Consider the following 18839-nt stretch of genomic DNA (forward strand, 5'->3'; position numbering starts at 1 on the left):
GCAGTATTACTACCAAATTCAACAGTAATACAATACTAAATTTCAAAACCACCCGCTATAATAAATTTTTGAAGCATATTATGCGTTTTTATATTTACTCTAAATGCTGGAATTGTTGTTGCTTCGATTTTTTCAAAATAGGCTTTTGCCTTACCTTTATCAATTGTATTTTTTAGTTCATCAAAACGACCGTATTCATTGATATTCATCTCATTTAGACCAGAGTCCATTAAGTTGCGAAGTTTTACTTCATCTAGACCAAATATACTAGCTATTTTTTTTATTTGATCATTCTTGGCGTTGTATCGGTACTCTGTGATGTATTCTCTAAATGTTTTACCACTTTCAATTACTATAACACCGCTTTGAACATCGTGTATGAAAATATTAGCATACTTCTGTTCTTCTTGTGTAAGTGAAGCAAAGGATTTATGCAGCTCATCAAGTGTATTTTGTAATTCTGTAGCATCTACACCTTCTTTTCTTAATACTTTTAAGTATTTATTGAAACGAGAGTTCATGTAATCGACATCTATTTTATCGGTATCTATTTCTGTCAAATACCCTTCAATTTCATAGGGTACTTCCGCGATTCCCATACCACCGCCTGCTCCGTTAAACAATTCTTTATAACGAAGTGCTAAAATCAAATAGGTCTTTTCGTCAAAATCTAATTTGATTTCGCGCTTTTCTTTTCCTTTGCCAAATTCGTATTGTAATTGACTCCATTTAAAACCCTGTATTTTTGCTGCTTCTAGAAATTGGTTCAATTTTTTAAATAGTTCCGCAAATCGACCTCGTTCTGGAATACTATCCGGTACTCTTTCGAAATTTTGAATTCCTGCCGAATTAAAAAGTTGTGCTATTTCATTATAAACATAATTTAATGAATTTAGATTTCGGTCTAATTTTTCTACAAACAAATCTACTGGCCTGTCTCCTGAATACAATTTTATAGCATCCTTAATATTGCGTTCCATAGTATGTGGAAATCGGTAATACCGTATGGTTCCAAATGGTTTTTCTGGACCAAAAAGACGATTGGTTCGAGAAAATGCCTGGATTATATTCTCATATTTTAGCATTTTATCTAAGTACAAGGTATTAATCCATTTAGAATCAAAACCTGTAAGCATTTGATCTACTACAATTAATAAATCAATTTGTTTTTCAGGACTATTTTCTATTCGTAAGTAAGGCTGTTTGTGTGCCAATCTCGAAGCAATATCTTTCTTGAATTTTGCATGGCTTGCCAAAGTGTAATCTCGCTCGTATCGTGCATTGTAATCTTCAAGTATTTCTACCAGTCCATCTTCTTTAAAACCTGCATTGCCCACATTATCAATATTGGGGTCAAAAAGCGCTGTTGTTTTTAAGGTTGGTTGTAGTCTTTTTATCAATCGGTAATAATCAATGGCTTCATTGATGCTACTGGTTGCAAAAATGGCATGAAATTTATTGTTCTGACTCAATACCAACCAATTTTCTATAATATCTTCCGCTACTTTTTCTTGATGTTCTATACGTTCGTATTGTGATGTGGGAACATAATCTTCTATGCCTTTAACATAATTCCCTGTAGTTTCGGTATAACCAGTCATTCTCACAACGGTCATAAATTTATTAAAGATTTCTCTTTTTTTGGGATCAGCTAGTGCTTCGGCTTCATCAACTGCTTTGGCTTTTTCTAAAGCTACTGCTTTTCGCAAATCACGGTCTTTGTAAGTCAACATTTTGTAGGGATCAAATCCCAAAACATTTTTATCTCTGATACCATCGGCTATGCTGTAACGGTGCAATTCATCACCAAAAACCGTCGAAGTGGTATTTAGTTTCTTTTTGTTTTCGTCTAAAATAGGCGTTCCAGTAAACCCAAAAAAGATAGCCGAAGTAAAGGTGTTTTTAATATCGATAAGCATATCCCCGAAAGTAGAACGATGTGCTTCATCTATAATGAAGACTAATCGTTTTTTATTGATTAACTCAATGTCTTCCGTATTTAAACCTTCTTCTTCATTCTTGATATTACTCATTTTTTGAATGGAAGTAACAATCAAGGTATTCGCTGGATCAATACTCTTTAATTTGCTTACTAAAACCCCTGTGTTTTCGGTAGCTTGTACATCTTCGTTTTCATCCGAAAAACCACGGTATTCTTTTAAGGATTGTGTACCCAACTCAATGCGATCCATCAAGAAAATCACTTTGTCTGCATCTTGAGAGTTGGCTATTAATTGTGCCGATTTGAAGCTGGTCATAGTTTTACCCGAACCCGTTGTGTGCCAAATATAACCACCTAAAGCGTGTTTGCTCTTCCAATCGGTTTTGGCTACTTTGTCGGAAATGGCATTTGAGGCATAGTATTGATAAGAACGCATTACTTTTAAAACCCCATCGGTATCATCTGGCACAGTATAAAATCCTATAAGCTGGTGCGCCATAGGAATAGACAGTAATTTAGAAGCAATTTGTGCCCATTGATTTATGGGTTCGTTGTTGAAATCCGCCCAATGAAAATAAAAATCTTTATTGAATTTTCCGTCGGGGCCTGGATTGGCAAAATAGACGGTTTCTTCGGGTAGCATGGCTACAAAAACCTGCACTAAAGCAAACAAGCCTGTAAAATTGCCCGAACGTGCATAATTTTCTATTTGGTGGCAGGCTTGGCTTACGGCTACGCCACTTCTTTTTAACTCGATATGAATTAAAGGCATGCCGTTTATTAATAACAATACATCGCCACGCCTGTCATTGAGTATTTTAGATTTGCTTTTAAATTGCGGTTGCTGTACAATTTGGTACCTGCTATTTCCACCTGCAATTTCGTGACGGTCGTATATTTTTAGACTTATTTCTTTACCAAAATGCAAAGTATCTGCTGGATTGTCGCGTTTTATAGCTACCGTTTTACCGTTTATAAAACCGTTTAGTTTAAGCGGTGTGCGAAGTGTGGTAATTTGCTCCAGAATTTGTTGCATTTCGCCCTCGGTAAGCGGTGTATCGTTTAAACGGTCAATGTCTCTATTATTCTCAAAAAGGATGTTTGCCCAATTTTGAAGCAAGTCGGCTTCCGTTGGGTTTTTTATCACTTGACTGTTCCAGCCCTTTTGGGAAGAAAGTGCCAGTATTAATGCTTCTTCAAAATCAGATTCTTTGGTAAATGTCATTTTTTATACTTTTTTAGCGACTTTATCATTTAGTCTTGTGCTACAAACATTTTGGTAAAACAGGCTTTTTTGATGTTGTTGAGTTTATCAAGTTGCGTTTTATGTAATGCAATTTGATTGTCAAGATTTTGAAAATAGGAACCTATTTTTTGTTGTTCAATTTTTGATGGAAATTTTATTGACATATTCAGAAACATAGGTAATCTCAACGATTTAACAGTAGAACCAACTGCTTGATCTAAAAAGTATTTCCTAAAAAGATGAATTTGATACTGTAAAAACCTGCCGTCAATATCTTTAGAATTCATTATAGCATAAGTTCTTTGATGTAAATCAAATTTGCCATTGAAATATTTTGGTGTAAAATCAGAACCTTCACCTGCAATTATTATAGCCTCACAATCAAATAAATAAATATCACTTCTTCTTATCTCTTCAGAACGGTCAAAAAATGTATATTCTCCCTCAAGATCAGAATCTTCACGATTTGATTTTCCAGTTGTAATTCTTGCAATTTTACCAAGCGTATCTTCCTCCCAATCCTCGGTAAACCCTTTAAATCGAATTTCTGGTACCAATGCACCCTTTTTAGGGAACATTTTTACCAACATTGCTTTTTTGAGGATAATAAGCTGATCGTGTTTTTTTTGTTGTAGCGCTATAAGGTTGTCTAAGTTTTGGAAGTATGCGCCTATTTGTTTTTGTTCATCTAATGAAGAAGAAAGTTCAACTTTTAACGATAATAGGTTTTCTGGTTTAACAGATTGCCGTTTTACTACTGTACCTTCTTCATATTGTAATGCTCTTAATTTGAATTTTTCACTTTTCACAATTAACTCCATAAAAGAAGGTTCTTCTTCTGTCGTAAAAGTTACATAAATTGGAGATATTACACCTCTTCCATGTTTGTTTCTGTCTATTGCTCCATATTTAAGATTAGAAGGATTATAAACAATGTCATTAAATTCGGTTAGTTTATAAACCTTATTTTCTTGGTCTAACGTTAAATGATCTCTGTTGTTTGATTTTCTTTCGCTTCTATCAATGACTCCTTGCCCTGAAGCAAATGCTAAAATAGGAGCATCTTCAGAAATTTTTTGCATTTCTTTACGCTCAGTTAAGAATTCGCCTAATTCTTGTTGTATCCAATCCTCCGTAAACCCTTTAAACCGAATTACTGGATTTTTATTCTCTTTATCCATGTAACAAAGCTTTAAATTCGTTTAATCCTTTCATATCAAAGTCATTGCCCTCTAACTCGCCTATTAATTGGGCTAAAGTAGTTTCGGCTTCGGTTATTTGGTTGGCAACGTCGGCGTAGGTCGTGCTGTATTTGTTTGCTAAGCTTTGTATTTTGGCAGTCAAATCATCTACCATCGTTTTGGGTAAATTGTTTAAAGAAGTGACTACAGGACTAATCCATTTTAGTTCGAGCAACTCATACACTTGTTCCTTGGTGAGTGCTTCAATAGTGGTTTTGGTTTGTAAGTGTAGTTTGACTTGTTCTTCCTTAACTGTTTTTTTAGTTTCTTTTTCTTCTGTAATTAAGGCCTCTACTTTTAGTATGTTGGCTTCGTACGAATCTTTTTCTACACTGCCGTTTTTCTTGCTATCGGCTTTAATTTGTTTGGCTAGTTTTATCACTTCGGCATTTACAAAACCGTCTTTGGCTTCGTTTACGGTGTCTTCTTCTTTGTCTTCTTCGGTTAATAATTCTAGAAGCTCCTCGAATTCTGGTGTAATTTCAACAAGTCTATTTTCTTTATGCTGTATAATTTGTAGTTCTTTTTTTAAGTACGTTTCCTGTACGAGTTCAAAAGGAATAATGCGTCCTTTCCAACCTTCTTGTATTTCTACCTCTTTACCGTCTTTCTTTTTCAGTACCATGTTTGGGTCTACAACTGTGGTAGCTTCAAAACCTTCGGTTTGTATGATTTCTAAATCTATTTTTATGGCTTCCCATTGGTTGTCCAGCAATTGGTAAGCTTCGTATTTATCTATTAGCGCAATGGGTTCTAATCTTTTAAACATGTTATTGCCTAATATCTCTTCTTGTCTAGGAACGTGTACGGTGAGCATATTGTCTAAAAGTTCTTTTTTTAAGAAAACATCAAAGTCAAGAAAGGACGCGGTGAATTTTTTTATAAAAGCGGTAACACTGGGATGTTCGTGAATTGCTTTACTGATGTTATCTACTTTTAAATTGGCATTTACCTCAGAAGTTTTAGCAAACAAGGTTTCTCGTAAATTTGGAAATGCTTGCCAATACTTTTCCAGTTCGTCTATTTCGTTTACTGGAATACCGCCAAACATTGACGCATAAATATCCCAACTTTCGGCATTTTCAGATGAATCAACATATCTTGGTATATTCAGGTTGTATTCGTTTTCCCTGATGGTATCACGTTCAACTACTTTGGAAAACTTTGGAATTGGTTTCCTATCGCGTATAGTATCAGCAATTCGTTTGATATCCGAAGCTCTTAACTTATTATTTTTTCCGTCTTTAATGAATCCTTTTGAGGCATCAATAATAAGAATATCAGTATTTTGTCGTACTTGTTTTAGTACAATAACCACCGTTGGAATACCAGTACCAAAGAAAATACTTGGTGGTAAACCAATAATGACATCGATATGATTGGCTTCAATTAGTTTTTTACGAATGGTTCCTTCTTCGCCACCCCGAAACAACACTCCGTGTGGCAATACAATGGTCATAATTCCGTCTGGCTTGATGTGAAATAAATCGTGAAGCAAGAAAGCGAAATCTGCTTTTGATTTTGGAGCCATTCCAAATCGCGCATAACGCGGGTCCGAATCTTTGTATGTAGGATCCCATTTTTGCGAATACGGCGGATTAGATACCACAGCATCTACATATAGCGCACTGTAGGAGTGGATCGCATCGTTTTCATCAAAATAAGGCCAATCGTCTTCTAGTGTGTCCCCATTACGCGTAACTATATTATTGACATTGATGTCTCGCATTATCAAGTTCATACGAGTCAAGTTGTAGGTATTCTTTTTTAATTCTTGGGCATAATACTTAATGTTGTTTTTATTATCCATGTGTTTGGCAACACTTGCCCCAATATTGATAAGCAAAGAGCCTGAGCCACTACAAGAATCATAAATTTGAATTTCTTTTCGATCCTTTAAATGATTGGAGATGATTTCGGACAATAAAACAGAAACTTCATGAGGTGTATAAAATTCACCCGCTTTTTTACCTGCATTAGCGGCAAATTTCTCAATAAGATACTCGTAGATAAAACCCAGTACATCATAGCCTTGATTTCCATCCATGGGAATGTCTTTGATCAAATGTAATAGATCGCTGATCGATTTAGTTTGTTTTGAAGAGCTATCTCCGAGTTTGCTTAATCCCGTTTCTAAGGTTTCAAAAATTCCGTCGAATAACTTTTTGTGCGCCGGACTAATTAAACGACTAAAAGCAGAAAGACCTTCTCTTACATTAGAAACATCAAAGTCTTTGCCTGACTTGATCCAAGTTGAGAATAAATTGTCATACGCAATAAAATAGCCAATATTTTGTTTGATGTGGTCAACTGCCTCCATATCATTTTCAGAAAGAACTTTTATATCACTTTCAGCAAAATCTTGATCTTTACAATATTGTAATTCTTTGTCTGATAGATATTTGTAGAAAATAAAACCTAAAATGTAATCTTTATATTCATTCGCCTCAATTTTAGATCGCATTTGGTTCGCTGATTCCCAAATTTTGGCTGCAAGCTGTTGTTTATTCATGTGTATTTTTTGTTTGGTACAAATGTTAGCTTCTATTAAAATTATATTAATATGCCCAAATTTTAATGTACAATAATACAAAAAAGCAAACAAAATAAAGGAGAGGAAAGTCATAAACAATTTAATGTTATTTAAAATAGTATTGCTTAGAAATGACAATTAACAAATTCATCATTCTATTTCTTCCTTCTTGTCTCCTAACTCCAATTAACTCCTCTCGTTCTCAGCCTCTAGTAAAACTTTTTCCTAAAATAAAAACCTAACAACCCGTATAATAATTACACTTAATATTTTATACCACTCTATAACTATAATTTTGATTAATAATCAAATCTATAATTTTATAGAGTAAGGAAAAATATTGTAGTATAACATTATGAATAATACAGTTAGTTTTAGTACATTAAATAAAAAAAGATGCCGAAGCATCTTTTTTCCAGTGGTATTGGGATTAAATTTATTATTCTTTATTTAAATCAATTTTATATTCAAGTAATTTTTTAGGATCAATTCCTAAACCCTTTGCTAACTCTAAAAAAGTAGTAAAAGCTAAATTCCTATTTCCATTCTCAATTTCACTAATATTACTTTTTGTCAAATTACTATTAGTTGCAACAAAATCTTGACTTAAGCCTAATTCTTTTCTAACACTTCTTAAGTGCTCTCCAAATTGAATCAACCTCTTGTCTTTTTCCTTACTCATTTTACAAAATGACTAAAAATATTTTTCAAAAAAGTTATAAGAACTTATAACAAAATCAATTTATTTGTTATATTTGTCTTAATTCAATAATCAATTATAAAATTGATTACTTGATAAATTTTAATATTTTTGCGACTCTTCAAAAAAAACATTGAAGCATTCGCTTTGAATTTCGTCTTAGAAAACTGGTAATTTTAAAGGAACGAAATGATAAGTAAGATGCTCACGCCATAGGCGTGGGCTCACTTATTGTTCCTCGGTATACCAGTACCTCTAAGGCAGTAAGCTGAGTTCCACGCTTTTTTTATACTCTAAACTCACTTAGCATTCTTAGCGGCACCTCTTCTCTTTTGTTTTCAAGTTTCGCATCATCAAATCGAACCTTCTAAACCAGTATGCCTATGCAATAAAAAAATCAATGTTCGTTACTCGACCGCTATTAACTATTCACACTTAGGAACCAATAAAAAAAAGCCCTCTAGACAGCGACCAAACTTCCTAGAGAGCCAGAACTAACAAAACCGAAGTTTCATTAAAACCATTTCAAAAGTATGAATAATTATTCATTTGTAAAGGGTTGGGCCAGCTATAGGCGGTCTTCCCTAGTCTTTTTATTGGTAGTCTGCTGGACGCCAATACTATCTGCTCAAAAGGTTTCAGTAAAAGGAATCGTCAACGATGCTTCCGGTGCTATGCCCGGGGTCACCATCACCATCAAGAACCATCCCCAGACAGGAACCATTTCCGATAGCAAAGGACATTATCAGCTGCTTGCCTCGCCTATGGATACCTTAGTGGTGTCTTTTGTAGGTTGTAAAACAGCCTATATCCCTATTCAGGGGCGTTCGGTTATCATGATTCATCTGGTGTTTGATACCACCAACTTGCAAGAGGTACGCGTGAATGCGGGGTATTATTCAGTTAAGGAAAAGGAACGCACCGGAAGTATTGCCCGCATTAGTGCCGCAGACATCGAAAACCAGCCTGTGACTAATGTACTGGCTACGATGCAGGGGCGTATGCCCGGGGTGAATATCGTCCAATCGACAGGAACTCCCGGTGGGGGCTTTGCGATCCAAATACGAGGACAAAACAGTCTGCGTCCCAATGCCAATAATCCACTTTACATTATCGACGGCGTACCTTATGCTTATGATCCTATTGGCTCCCCACAAACCTCTAGTGCGTATCCCTCCACCACCAGTCCCCTCAACAGCATCAACCCGAGTACCATTGAAAGTATTGAAGTCCTCAAAGATGCCGATGCTACGGCCATTTATGGTTCTCGTGGGGCTAATGGAGTCGTACTGATTACGACCAAAAAGGGAAAGGCTGGGAAAACACGTTTCACCGTCAACGCCTCCACGGGGGCTGCTAAGCTTACGCGATTTTTGTCGCTGTTGCATACCCAAGACTATCTGGCGATGCGCCGGCAGGCCTTTGTGAACGATGGAATCTCATATAGTGCCTGGGACTATGATGTGAATGGCACTTGGGATCCCAACCGCTATACCGACTGGCAAAAGGAACTCTTAGGAGGAACTGCCACCCAAAACAGCCTGCAGGCAAGCCTCTCAGGTGGTAGTGCGCAGACGCAGTTTTTGCTTAGTGGGAGTTACCACAACGAAGGCAGCGTTTTGCCTGGTTCTTTTCAGTATGTCAAAGGAGGCAGTCAGCTCAACATCAGTCACAGCTCTGAGGATCGGAAGTTCCAACTGACTTTTTCGGCTTCCTATACCAGTCAAAATAACGACCAGCCTGCCTTTGACTTTTCTTATGATGCGCGTTCCTTGCCTCCTAATGCGCCTGCACTCTATGATGCTCAAGGGAATCTGAACTGGGAGAATGGAACCTGGGACAATCCGCTGCGCTACCTGAACGCCGAATTCAAAGCTAAAACGGATGATTGGATTGCCAACAGCCTGCTCTCCTATGAAATCCTCGACGGCTTGTTGCTCAAAACCAGCTTGGGCTTTAGCCAGCTTTCCACGACCGAAACCCGTACCAATCCCTCCTCGATTTACAATCCAGCATATAATTTCACCAGTGCCAATTCTACTCTTTATAGCAACAACACCCGCCGCTCTTCCTGGATTATAGAACCCCAATTGAACTGGTCTAAAAGCTTTGGCAAAGGAAAATTGGATTGCTTGGTAGGGACTACGTTCCAGAGTCAACAGTCCAGCCTTTTGTACCAGTCGGCTACGGGATTTCCTTCGAACGCCCTTATTTATAATTTGGCTGCTGCCAAAACCATTAGTGTTTCCAGAAACGACCAAACCCAATACCGCTACCAAGCCCTTTTTGGACGGCTCAACTACCAATACCTCGAACGCTATATTGTGAACCTGACCGCCCGAAGGGATGGCTCCAGTCGTTTTGGCCCCGGGAATCAATTTGCCACTTTTGCTGCTGTGGGTGCCGCCTGGCTGTTTTCGAAGGAACGGCTCTTTGATGATGTCTCTTGGCTGAGTTTTGGGAAACTACGAGGGAGTTATGGTAGTAGCGGTAGTGACCAAATTGGGGATTATCAGTTTTTTGACAGCTACACTACCACAGGGATTAATTACAACGGCAGCATCGGACTGGAACCCAGCCAGCTCTATAATGCTAATTTTGGATGGGAGACCAATAAAAAATTGGAGCTAGCCTTAGAACTGGGCTTTTTTCAAGATCGCATTGTACCCTCTATCGCCTGGTACCGCAACCGTTCTTCCAATCAGTTGGTGGGCATCCCCTTACCGGGTACTACTGGTTTTGCTGTTTTACAGGATAATTTGGACGCCACGGTAGAAAACCAGGGACTGGAACTGAGCCTGAATACGATCAACTTTAAAAACCCGCATTTTAGTTGGACTACAGCCCTCAACCTGAGTTTTTCCAAAAATAAGTTGATGCGCTTCCCGGGCTTATCCAGTTCTACCTACAGTCAAAAATACCGCGTAGGTCAGCCGTTGAACATTGCGCTACGCTATGCGTATTTAGATGTTGATCCCCAAACCGGAGTGTTTCGTTTTGAAGATGTGAACGGTGACGGTACGATTAGTGCTCCTGAGGACAAACAAACGGTGGTGGATTTAAATCCTGCTTACTACGGAGGACTCTCCAATGCGCTGCGGTATAAAAAATGGCAACTTTCTTTTTTATTGCAGTTTGTCAAGCAACGAAATTATCGCTATCCGATGGGAGCCGCAGGCTTGATGAGCAATCAGTCCACTAGTGTGCGTGATAGTTGGCAACAAATAGGTGATGTGGCTTCCTACCAAAGATACACCACAGGAAGCAACTACCCTTTGCTGCTTTCTGATTATAATTATTCCGAAAGTACGGGTGCTATTACAGATGCTTCTTATTTGCGTTTGAAAAACATAGCGCTCTCTTATGAACTGCCGCTTCCCCATACTAGTACCCAGTGCAGGCTGAGCGTACAGGCACAAAATCTACTGACTTTTACGAAGTACCCCGATGGTGATCCTGAATTTAGTTCCTATGGCTTTTTGCCTCCGCTACGAGTGATTAGTGCCGGCGTTCAATTAACCTTTTAATAGCAGAAACATGAAAACATTAGACATGCTAAAAAAATACCTGCTGCCTTTGAGTAGCCTTCTTTTACTAGGAGCCAGTTGTGATTCCTTTGTGGCGGTGGATTTACCCGAATCGCAACTCAGCCGAAGAGCCGTTTTTGAAGACAAGGCGACTGCTACGGCTGCCCTTGCCGCTATTTATGCTAAGATACGAGATACAGGACTGCTTATTGGGGATGGAAGCGGTCTCTCCAGCCAACTGGGCTGTTATGCTGATGAGTTAGTCCCCTTTGGGAGTCCAACCAAAAACAGTTGGTTCTTTTATAACAACAGCCTCTTGCCTACCAACAGCAGCATCAGCCAGTATTGGAACAATTCTTACAACCAAATTTACGCCGCCAATGCGGTGATTGAAGGGCTTAAAGGCAGTACATTAACTGAGGAAACCCAAAAGCAATTAAAAGGAGAAGCCCTTTTTATCCGTGCTTTAGTCCACTTTTATCTGACGAATCTCTATGGTGCGATTCCTTATGTGATGGTAACGGATTATACCACCAACAGCCGTATCGATAAAATCCCTACTGCCGAAGTGTATCAAAAGAGCATTAGCGATTTGCAAACGGCTGTTTCGCTATTGCTTCCCACCTATCCTTCGAGCGGTCGGCTTCGGGTGAACCGCTATGCGGCACAAGCCTTACTGGCTCGGGTGTATTTGTATGCCAGGCGGTATGCTGAGGCCTCGAACGAAGCCTCAGCGGTACTGAATGCTTCAAACCTATATCAGTTGGAAACAGACCTGAATCAGGTTTTTCTCATTGCTTCTAAAGAAAGTATTTGGATGCTCCAAGCCGCTAATGCGGGACAAAACACCAAAGAAGGCAGCCTTTTTATCCTAACGGCGACACCGCCGACCAACGTGGCGCTGACAGAAAATCTAGTAGCTTCCTTTGATCCCTTGGATGAACGTCGGTTGCAATGGATACAGACGATTTCCAATAGCAGTACCAGCTGGTATTATGCCTTTAAATACAAGGAGCGCAATACCACGCCCAGTTCCAAAGAATACTCGGTAGTCTTACGACTGGCAGAACAATACCTGATTCGAGCCGAGGCAAGGGCGCAGCAGGGAGATTTGATTGGTGCACAGGAAGACCTCCATGTGATTCGCCACCGTGCTGGCTTGCTCCCTAGCACTGCCTCCACTAAAGAGGCACTGCTATTGGCTGTTTTGCAGGAAAGAAGGAAGGAACTCTTTTGCGAACAGGGTCATCGTTTTTTTGACCTGAAGCGTTACGGACAATTGGATGCAGCGCTGGCCACTGTAAAAGCGGGTTGGACCACTACCGATGCCCTATTTCCACTGCCCCAAAATGAATTGAATACCAACCCGAAGTTGCTGCCACAGAATACGGGTTATTAAAAAGAAACGCTTATGAATAGTAATTTGATTGTAAGAACTCCGTACGCCCGAGCTGCGTACGGTTTCCCATGGATTGTCTTTTTTGTGCTGTTTTTGTTGCTGCTGCCCTTGCTTTGCCAAGGGCAAGTAGGGACTCAAAAAAGAATCGAAGTCAAAGACTACAGCCAATGGGGGCATTTAAAACTGGAGCAACTCTCTTCCAATGCCCAGTGGGCTAGTTATAGCATGCAGTACGATACTGGAGCGGATACTTTGTTTGTGCGTCAGACTTCCGGTAGCCTGCGCTATGCACTGCCACAGGCCAGAAACAGCACTTTTGACCAACAAAATTGGTTGGTTGCCCTGCAGGGTCAGGAATTGATTATCTTGGAGCTGAGCAGCGGCAAGCGAGAACGGATTACTAATGTCCAAAGCTATGCCTATAGCGCTGTTCGTAATGCTTTTTATATTTTGCAAAAAGAAGCCTCTAGTCACACACAGCTGCTGGTTCGTTCCTCTACTAGAGGGAAAAGTAGCGCTATTGATGGGGTGACAAAGTTTTCCATCAGCCCCAATGGGGCATACTTAGTGTATGCTATGCAAAACAAGAAGACGTATCGACTTTGTATTCAGGATTTAGCATTAGGCACCACTAAGCTCATACTTTCTGATACGGTTCAGGATTGGGATCATTTTTACTGGGATAAAAAGTCTCAGGCGGTAGCCTTCCTCAGTAAAAAGAACGATAGCCATCCCAATATGGCATTGTACTATTATTTATTGCAGGAACAAAAATGTTTTCTGCTTCCTACGGCTGCTGCCGATGGTTTTCCCCAAGGAGCTCAACTGTACTATGATTTTCAAAACAAGCTTTTGATTTCAGATGATTTACAGCGGGTGTTTTTCTCTGTGATTTTTCCAGAGCAAAAGCAGTATCCCCAAGACAAAGATCAGGTCGAGATTTGGAACGCCAGCGATCCGCAACTCTTTCCGGCTTCGCTGGGTATACAGCCCTATATTAATCTACCCAAGGTAGCGGTATGGACTCCTGCCAAGGGGCGCATTCTGCCTATTACTTCCACGGCATTCCCCAAGCTACTGCTCAATGGCAAGCAGCAGCTGGCGCTTATCTCTAATCCCATTACTCTGGAACCCTCGGTGGCTCAGGATGTGCCCAGGGATTATTATTTGCTGAATTTAGACACCGGGGAACAACAATTATTCTTAGCCAAGCAATCCAGTACCAAGGGCGAGATCATGCCCTCGCCTACTGGAGAATACATCAGCTATTTTAAGGATAAAAACTGGTGGATTTACACTGTAGCTACCGATACCCATACCAACCTAACCGCAGCTTCGGGGATCGTATTTGATGGAAAAACGAGTCTGCTGGGTGGAGACAATGCGTTTGGCAATCCTGGATGGACTCCCCACGATCAGGAATTGTTGCTTTACGACCAGTATGATCTTTGGCTCTTTAAAGCAGATGGCAGCGGTTATCGGCAGTTGACCCATGGAAGAACCAAACGCACCCAATACCGACTGATCCGACTGCCTGATTTTTCGTATGGACAATCCCTGTATGATGGCCCTGTCCCTATGGCGTATGACCTAAAAAAAGGGTTGTACCTGAAAGCTCGAGGCTATTTAGAGCAAAGTGGTTATTATCTCTTAAAAGGAAAGAACAAACTGGAGCAGATAGTCTATGAAGAGGCTTTGGTGGACCAGTTGATTGGTAATGCAGCCGGTACGGCGTTCCTGTACAGGCAACAAAGCTTTGAAACGGCGCCGCAAGTCTGCTTTAAAAAGATAGGTCAAGCCTCTCAGACCCTATACCAGAGTAATCCCCAGCAAGCGAAGTATTTCTGGGGAAAGGCTTCCTTATTTACTTTTGAAAACTCCAGGAAAGACATTCTGAAAGCCGTACTATTTTATCCTGCGCAGTACAATCCTCAAAAAAAATACCCGATGATCGTGAACATCTATTCGGATCAGGCCTATAAGCGTCACCTCTACACGAATCCCACAGTACAGTCTGAGAACGGTTTCAACAATACCCATTATAGCTTAAACGATTATTTTGTGCTCTATCCTGACATTGCACATGAAACACAAAACGTAGGGGCATCGGCTGTGGATTGCAGCGTTGCTGCCGTACAAAAAGTAATTGCCGAAGGACTAGTGGATCCTGAAAAAATTGGTTTGCTGGGGCATTCCTTTGGAGGTTATGAAACGACCTATGTACTCAATAAAACCAAGTTGTTTGCCACAGGCGTGGCCGGAGGTGCTATCACGGATTTGCAGCGCAATTATTATTCGATCAGTTGGAATTATAAAAGACCTCAGTTTTGGCGGTTCTATGATGGCACTTACAAAATGAATACCAGTCCACTGGAAGATCCTGAGCTGTATCGTAGAAATTCCCCCATCACTTATGTCGATCAACTCCAGACTCCCCTATTGCTATGGTCTGGGAAAAAAGATACTCAGGTGAACTGGAGCCAAAGTCTGGAATATTATCTGGCGTTGCGACAATTGAAGAAAAAGAGTATAGCTTTATTCTACCCCAATGGCAACCATACCTTACTGCAGCTACAAGACCAAATAGACCTCAATCGCAGAATCAAGCAGTGGTTTGATTATTATCTCAAAGACCAAGCTGCTGCAGATTGGATTGTTAAGGGGATTAAAGAGTAAGGGTTTTAAAAATAAGGCTGTAGCAAGAAAACAATAGTAAATACCTTATACGCTCAGTAATAATCAAAAAGAGGATTCGAAATGTACAATACAAACACTACTACCCATCCAAAAGAAAATTCCAATCCAGCGCAAACGGATTTAGAAACCTACTTTTCCCATTTCCGTTCCGATATTGTAGGCATCGACCAAGAATTTGAATCACCGTACGGCATACAGAAAATCATCTATGCCGACTGGACCGCCAGCGGCAGATTATATAAGCCTATTGAAGATAAGTTAGTACAGCAAGTGGGAGCTTTTGTTGCCAATCCCCATACTGAAACCGCTGTTACGGGGGCTGTGATGACCTTAGCGTATCAAGAAGCAAGGCGGATTATAAAAAAACATGTGAATGCTGCTGAAGATGATGTATTAATTATGGATGGATCAGGAATGACAGGCGTGATCAATAAGTTTCAGCGTATTTTAGGGATCAAAGTAAATGAAAATCTAAGAGCGTATACCCATGTCCCCGATGCACTTCGTCCGCTAGTGTTTATAAGCCACATGGAACATCATTCTAACCAAACTTCCTGGTTAGAAACCATTGCTCATGTAGAAATCATCCCTTGCGATAAGGAAGGGTTATTGTGCTTTGATCATTTTGAAAGTCTTTTAAAACAGTACCAGAACCGACCCCTGAAAATTGCATCAGTAACAGCCTGTTCTAACGTGACTGGAATACGGACAGATTACCATCGTATAGCTGAAATGATGCATCTTTGTGGTGGCCTTTGTTTTGTTGATTTTGCCTGTTCAGCACCCTATGTGGCAATCGATATGCATCCAGAAAACAGTCAAGCTTATTTAGATGCTATATTTTTTTCTCCACACAAATTCTTAGGAGGCCCCGGCACTTCGGGAGTACTGCTTTTTAATAAAAAATTATATCAAAACAGCATTCCTGATCATCCCGGCGGTGGCACAGTGACTTATACCAATCCGTGGGGCAATCACAATTATATTAAGGATATCGAGACCCGTGAAGACGGTGGAACCCCGGGATTTCTTCAGACCATAAAAACAGCTTTGGCTATTCAACTCAAAGAGCAAATGGGAGTGCCTACTATACTGGCCCGGGAACAGGAACTCAATGCGATTGTATTTGACAGGCTTTCTACAATAAAAAATCTTCATATTTTGGCGCAGCAGCACACCGAGCGTTTGGGGGTGTTTTCTTTTTATATTGAAAACTTGCATTACAATCTGGTGGTTCGATTGCTCAATGACCGTTTTGGGATTCAAACCAGAGGCGGATGCTCCTGTGCGGGCACCTATGGCCATTATCTGTTGCATCTGGATGTTTCTACATCGCAATCCATTGAAGCCAAAATACTGGAAGGCTGTCTGGTGGATCGTCCCGGCTGGGTCAGAATGTCCATTCATCCGACAATGACTACTGCAGAGGTAGTCTTTATTTGCGATGCTATTGCAGCCGTAGCCCAGAACGCCATACACTGGCAAAGGGATTATCGCTATGATTCCCACAAGAATGCCTTTTTACCTCAGGGAGGGCTTACTACCGAAAAGGATATTATCAAAGATTGGTTCCATTTGTAATAAGGATATCCAAAGTAAGAATCCGTTAAAAGAGACCAGAAAAGTTTTTGAGTTTGGCATTATTAAAGAAATAAAAGAATAAAACTGTTGTTATTTTGATTGTTTATAATTTTTAATAAACAGTCGTTAAAGAACACAAATTGGCAAATAATAAAAAAAGCCTTCTTTTTCAATTATGAAGGAAGGCTTTTAAAACAGTTGAAATGCTATTTAAAAATTATAACTAATCATCCCTTTTAAGAAGAATGGTGTTCCAGGGGTAAAATGAATTTCTTCTACAGAATAACGGAAAACCTTTTGTATTTACTAATTTAATGAAGAAAGAAGGCTTGTATGATGTAATTGGTTGGATTCAAAAATACGCCTTGTTAGAAGCTGTAAACGAACCTAATTTAGTTAGATGATTTCAAAAGTAAGCATAGAAGCTGAAGTAAAAAATGGCTTAACCCAATTGAAATCGGCTTTTTTTAATACCCCGTTTAAAGTAGTTGACATTCGTGAAGACAAAAAAAATCCCTTGTTAGAACTTATTTTGATGAGTTCTTCACCTGGAGTTTTGGACGAGGATGAATTGTATTTTGATTTCACTTTACATGAAAATAGTCAGATGGAGTTTACAACTCAATCTTTTCAACGCTTGTTTACCATGGAAAAGAGTGCTTTTCAAGAAACAAATGTGACCTTGAAAACCAACTCTTTTTTATGTTATTTGCCACATCCTTGTGTACCTCATAAAGGTTCTAGTTTTAAGAGTAGCAATACGATTTATTTAGAAAAAAATGCTTCGGTACTTTGGGGTGAAATTTTTACTTGTGGAAGAAAACTAAAAGAAGAAGTTTTTGAATTTAAGCAATTTCAGCCGCTGACAAAGATTTATCAGGAAAATAGATTAGTGTTTTTTGAAAATTTATATTTAAAACCATCGGAATCTAATCCGGTGAATTTAGGACAGTATGAAGGTTTTACGCATCAGTTGAGTGTGGTTTTTTTGAACGAATCTTGCGATGTAAAGAACTTAAAGAAGCAATTGGACACTTATTTAGAGGATAAAAATTGTGTGTTCGGAATTTCAGAAACGCCAACAAATGGCTTGGTTGTGAAAATTTTGCATGACAAAGCCGAAAAACTATTATCCTGGATGAGAGAAATGACTAAAATAATCAAACAAAATGAATTTTAATATACTTTGCTTAACGGTAATTTCTATAAGTGCCTTGCATACTTTTAGTGGGCCGGATCATTATTTACCGTTTATTGTTTTATCCCGTTCTAAAAAATGGAGCTTAAAAAAAACAATACTTTGGACTTCATTGTGCGGACTGGCTCATGTTTTAAGTTCGGTATTATTAGGACTAGTGGGCATATTTTTAGGCTGGACATTAGCCAAAACTTTTGACATAGAATCTATTCGTGGCGGATTTGCTTCCTGGATGTTGTTCCTTTTTGGATTAGGCTATGTGTTGTATGCCCTTTATAATATGAATAAAAACAAAATTCACAAACATTTTGATACTTCGGAAGAAGGAGAGATTTATGTTTTTGAACACCAACATGGACAAACGGTAGCACCAAACCAACGTTTTAAAGTAACGCCTTGGGTGATGTTCTTCATTTTTGCATCTGGTCCAAGTGAACCCATGATTCCACTTATTATTTATCCCGCTATTGATTATTCATTAACTGAGGTTGGAATCCTAATTGTAGTCTATACGCTAGCAACCATTTTAACCATGCTGTCCATGGTTTTAATTGGTTTTTTTGGTGCTAATTCCATCAACTATAAAGGATTTGAAAAGTTTATAGAGCTCATAAGCGGTTCAATCATTTTAATATGTGGATTCGGTATGATTTGGTTGGGATGGTAAAAACATAATAAATTACCTACTGCTTCACTAATATCTATTCCTGATCTATCTGCTAATGCAATTAACCACCAGATGTTCTCTCCTAGTTTATGTTTAAGTTCAGATTCA

10 protein-coding genes and 1 pseudogene are annotated in these 18839 nt (G+C 39.2%); 7 read left to right on the forward strand and 4 right to left on the reverse strand.

Going from position 1 to position 18839, the window contains the following annotated elements; all coding sequences use genetic code 11:
- Nucleotides 1-35: 35 nt before the first annotated feature.
- The 4 genes from ABS764_RS02645 to ABS764_RS02660 form a co-directional block, all read right to left on the reverse strand.
- A complete protein-coding gene (locus ABS764_RS02645) occupies nt 36-3167 on the reverse strand; it encodes a type I restriction endonuclease subunit R (RefSeq protein WP_408079678.1) in 3132 nt (1043 codons plus the stop codon).
- A gap of 29 nt (nt 3168-3196) precedes the next feature.
- Nucleotides 3197-4369: a restriction endonuclease subunit S gene (locus tag ABS764_RS02650; protein WP_408079680.1), complete on the reverse strand. Its 1173-nt coding sequence runs from the start codon at nt 4367-4369 to the stop codon at nt 3197-3199.
- Complete coding sequence (locus tag ABS764_RS02655; RefSeq protein WP_408079682.1) at nt 4362-6941, reverse strand: type I restriction-modification system subunit M; 2580 nt, start codon at nt 6939-6941, stop codon at nt 4362-4364. The genes ABS764_RS02650 and ABS764_RS02655 overlap by 8 nt, the downstream gene beginning before the upstream one ends.
- Nucleotides 6942-7401: 460 nt before the next feature.
- A complete protein-coding gene (locus ABS764_RS02660) occupies nt 7402-7644 on the reverse strand; it encodes a helix-turn-helix domain-containing protein (RefSeq protein WP_408079684.1) in 243 nt (80 codons plus the stop codon).
- Nucleotides 7645-8195: 551 nt separating this feature from the next.
- On the opposite strand from ABS764_RS02660, the gene ABS764_RS02665 reads away from it, so the two are divergent.
- The 7 genes and pseudogenes from ABS764_RS02665 to ABS764_RS02695 all read left to right on the forward strand — a co-directional run bounded on the left by ABS764_RS02665 (nt 8196) and on the right by ABS764_RS02695 (nt 18731).
- Nucleotides 8196-11189, forward strand: a complete 2994-nt coding sequence (locus ABS764_RS02665) for a SusC/RagA family TonB-linked outer membrane protein (protein WP_408079686.1) — start codon at nt 8196-8198, stop codon at nt 11187-11189.
- A gap of 10 nt (nt 11190-11199) precedes the next feature.
- Nucleotides 11200-12588, forward strand: coding sequence for a RagB/SusD family nutrient uptake outer membrane protein (locus ABS764_RS02670; protein WP_408079688.1), 1389 nt, complete (start codon nt 11200-11202; stop codon nt 12586-12588).
- A 12-nt stretch (nt 12589-12600) separates the two neighbouring features.
- Entirely contained in the window at nt 12601-15264 is a 2664-nt protein-coding gene (locus ABS764_RS02675; protein ID WP_408079690.1) for a S9 family peptidase, read from the forward strand.
- Nucleotides 15265-15345: 81 nt separating this feature from the next.
- The gene (locus ABS764_RS02680) at nt 15346-16866 is read left to right on the forward strand and encodes an aminotransferase class V-fold PLP-dependent enzyme (RefSeq protein ID WP_408079692.1); all 1521 of its coding nucleotides are present in this window, start codon (nt 15346-15348) and stop codon (nt 16864-16866) included.
- A gap of 287 nt (nt 16867-17153) precedes the next feature.
- A pseudogene (locus tag ABS764_RS02685) lies at nt 17154-17270 on the forward strand (urease accessory protein UreG); the annotation flags it as partial.
- Nucleotides 17267-18046 carry an urease accessory protein UreD gene (locus tag ABS764_RS02690; RefSeq protein ID WP_408079694.1) on the forward strand — a complete coding sequence of 260 codons (780 nt, stop codon included), beginning with the start codon at nt 17267-17269 and terminating at the stop codon, nt 18044-18046. The pseudogene ABS764_RS02685 and the gene ABS764_RS02690, both read left to right, overlap by 4 nt.
- Nucleotides 18036-18731: a hypothetical protein gene (locus ABS764_RS02695; protein ID WP_408079696.1), complete on the forward strand. Its 696-nt coding sequence runs from the start codon at nt 18036-18038 to the stop codon at nt 18729-18731. The genes ABS764_RS02690 and ABS764_RS02695 overlap by 11 nt, the downstream gene beginning before the upstream one ends.
- The last annotated feature ends 108 nt before the right edge of the window (nt 18732-18839 follow it).

This window comes from Flavobacterium plantiphilum (assembly GCF_046000495.1).
Taxonomy (GTDB): Bacteria; Bacteroidota; Bacteroidia; order Flavobacteriales; family Flavobacteriaceae; genus Flavobacterium; species Flavobacterium plantiphilum.

Coding starts and splice junctions, on each gene's coding strand:
- ABS764_RS02690 (WP_408079694.1), top strand. CDS start 17,267: ATGATTTCAAAAGTAAGCATAGAAGCTGAAGTAAAAAATGGCTTAACC.
- ABS764_RS02645 (WP_408079678.1), bottom strand. CDS start 3,167: ATGACATTTACCAAAGAATCTGATTTTGAAGAAGCATTAATACTGGCA.
- ABS764_RS02680 (WP_408079692.1), top strand. CDS start 15,346: ATGTACAATACAAACACTACTACCCATCCAAAAGAAAATTCCAATCCA.
- ABS764_RS02660 (WP_408079684.1), bottom strand. CDS start 7,644: ATGAGTAAGGAAAAAGACAAGAGGTTGATTCAATTTGGAGAGCACTTA.
- ABS764_RS02655 (WP_408079682.1), bottom strand. CDS start 6,941: ATGAATAAACAACAGCTTGCAGCCAAAATTTGGGAATCAGCGAACCAA.
- ABS764_RS02665 (WP_408079686.1), top strand. CDS start 8,196: ATGAATAATTATTCATTTGTAAAGGGTTGGGCCAGCTATAGGCGGTCT.
- ABS764_RS02650 (WP_408079680.1), bottom strand. CDS start 4,369: ATGGATAAAGAGAATAAAAATCCAGTAATTCGGTTTAAAGGGTTTACG.
- ABS764_RS02670 (WP_408079688.1), top strand. CDS start 11,200: ATGAAAACATTAGACATGCTAAAAAAATACCTGCTGCCTTTGAGTAGC.
- ABS764_RS02675 (WP_408079690.1), top strand. CDS start 12,601: ATGAATAGTAATTTGATTGTAAGAACTCCGTACGCCCGAGCTGCGTAC.
- ABS764_RS02695 (WP_408079696.1), top strand. CDS start 18,036: ATGAATTTTAATATACTTTGCTTAACGGTAATTTCTATAAGTGCCTTG.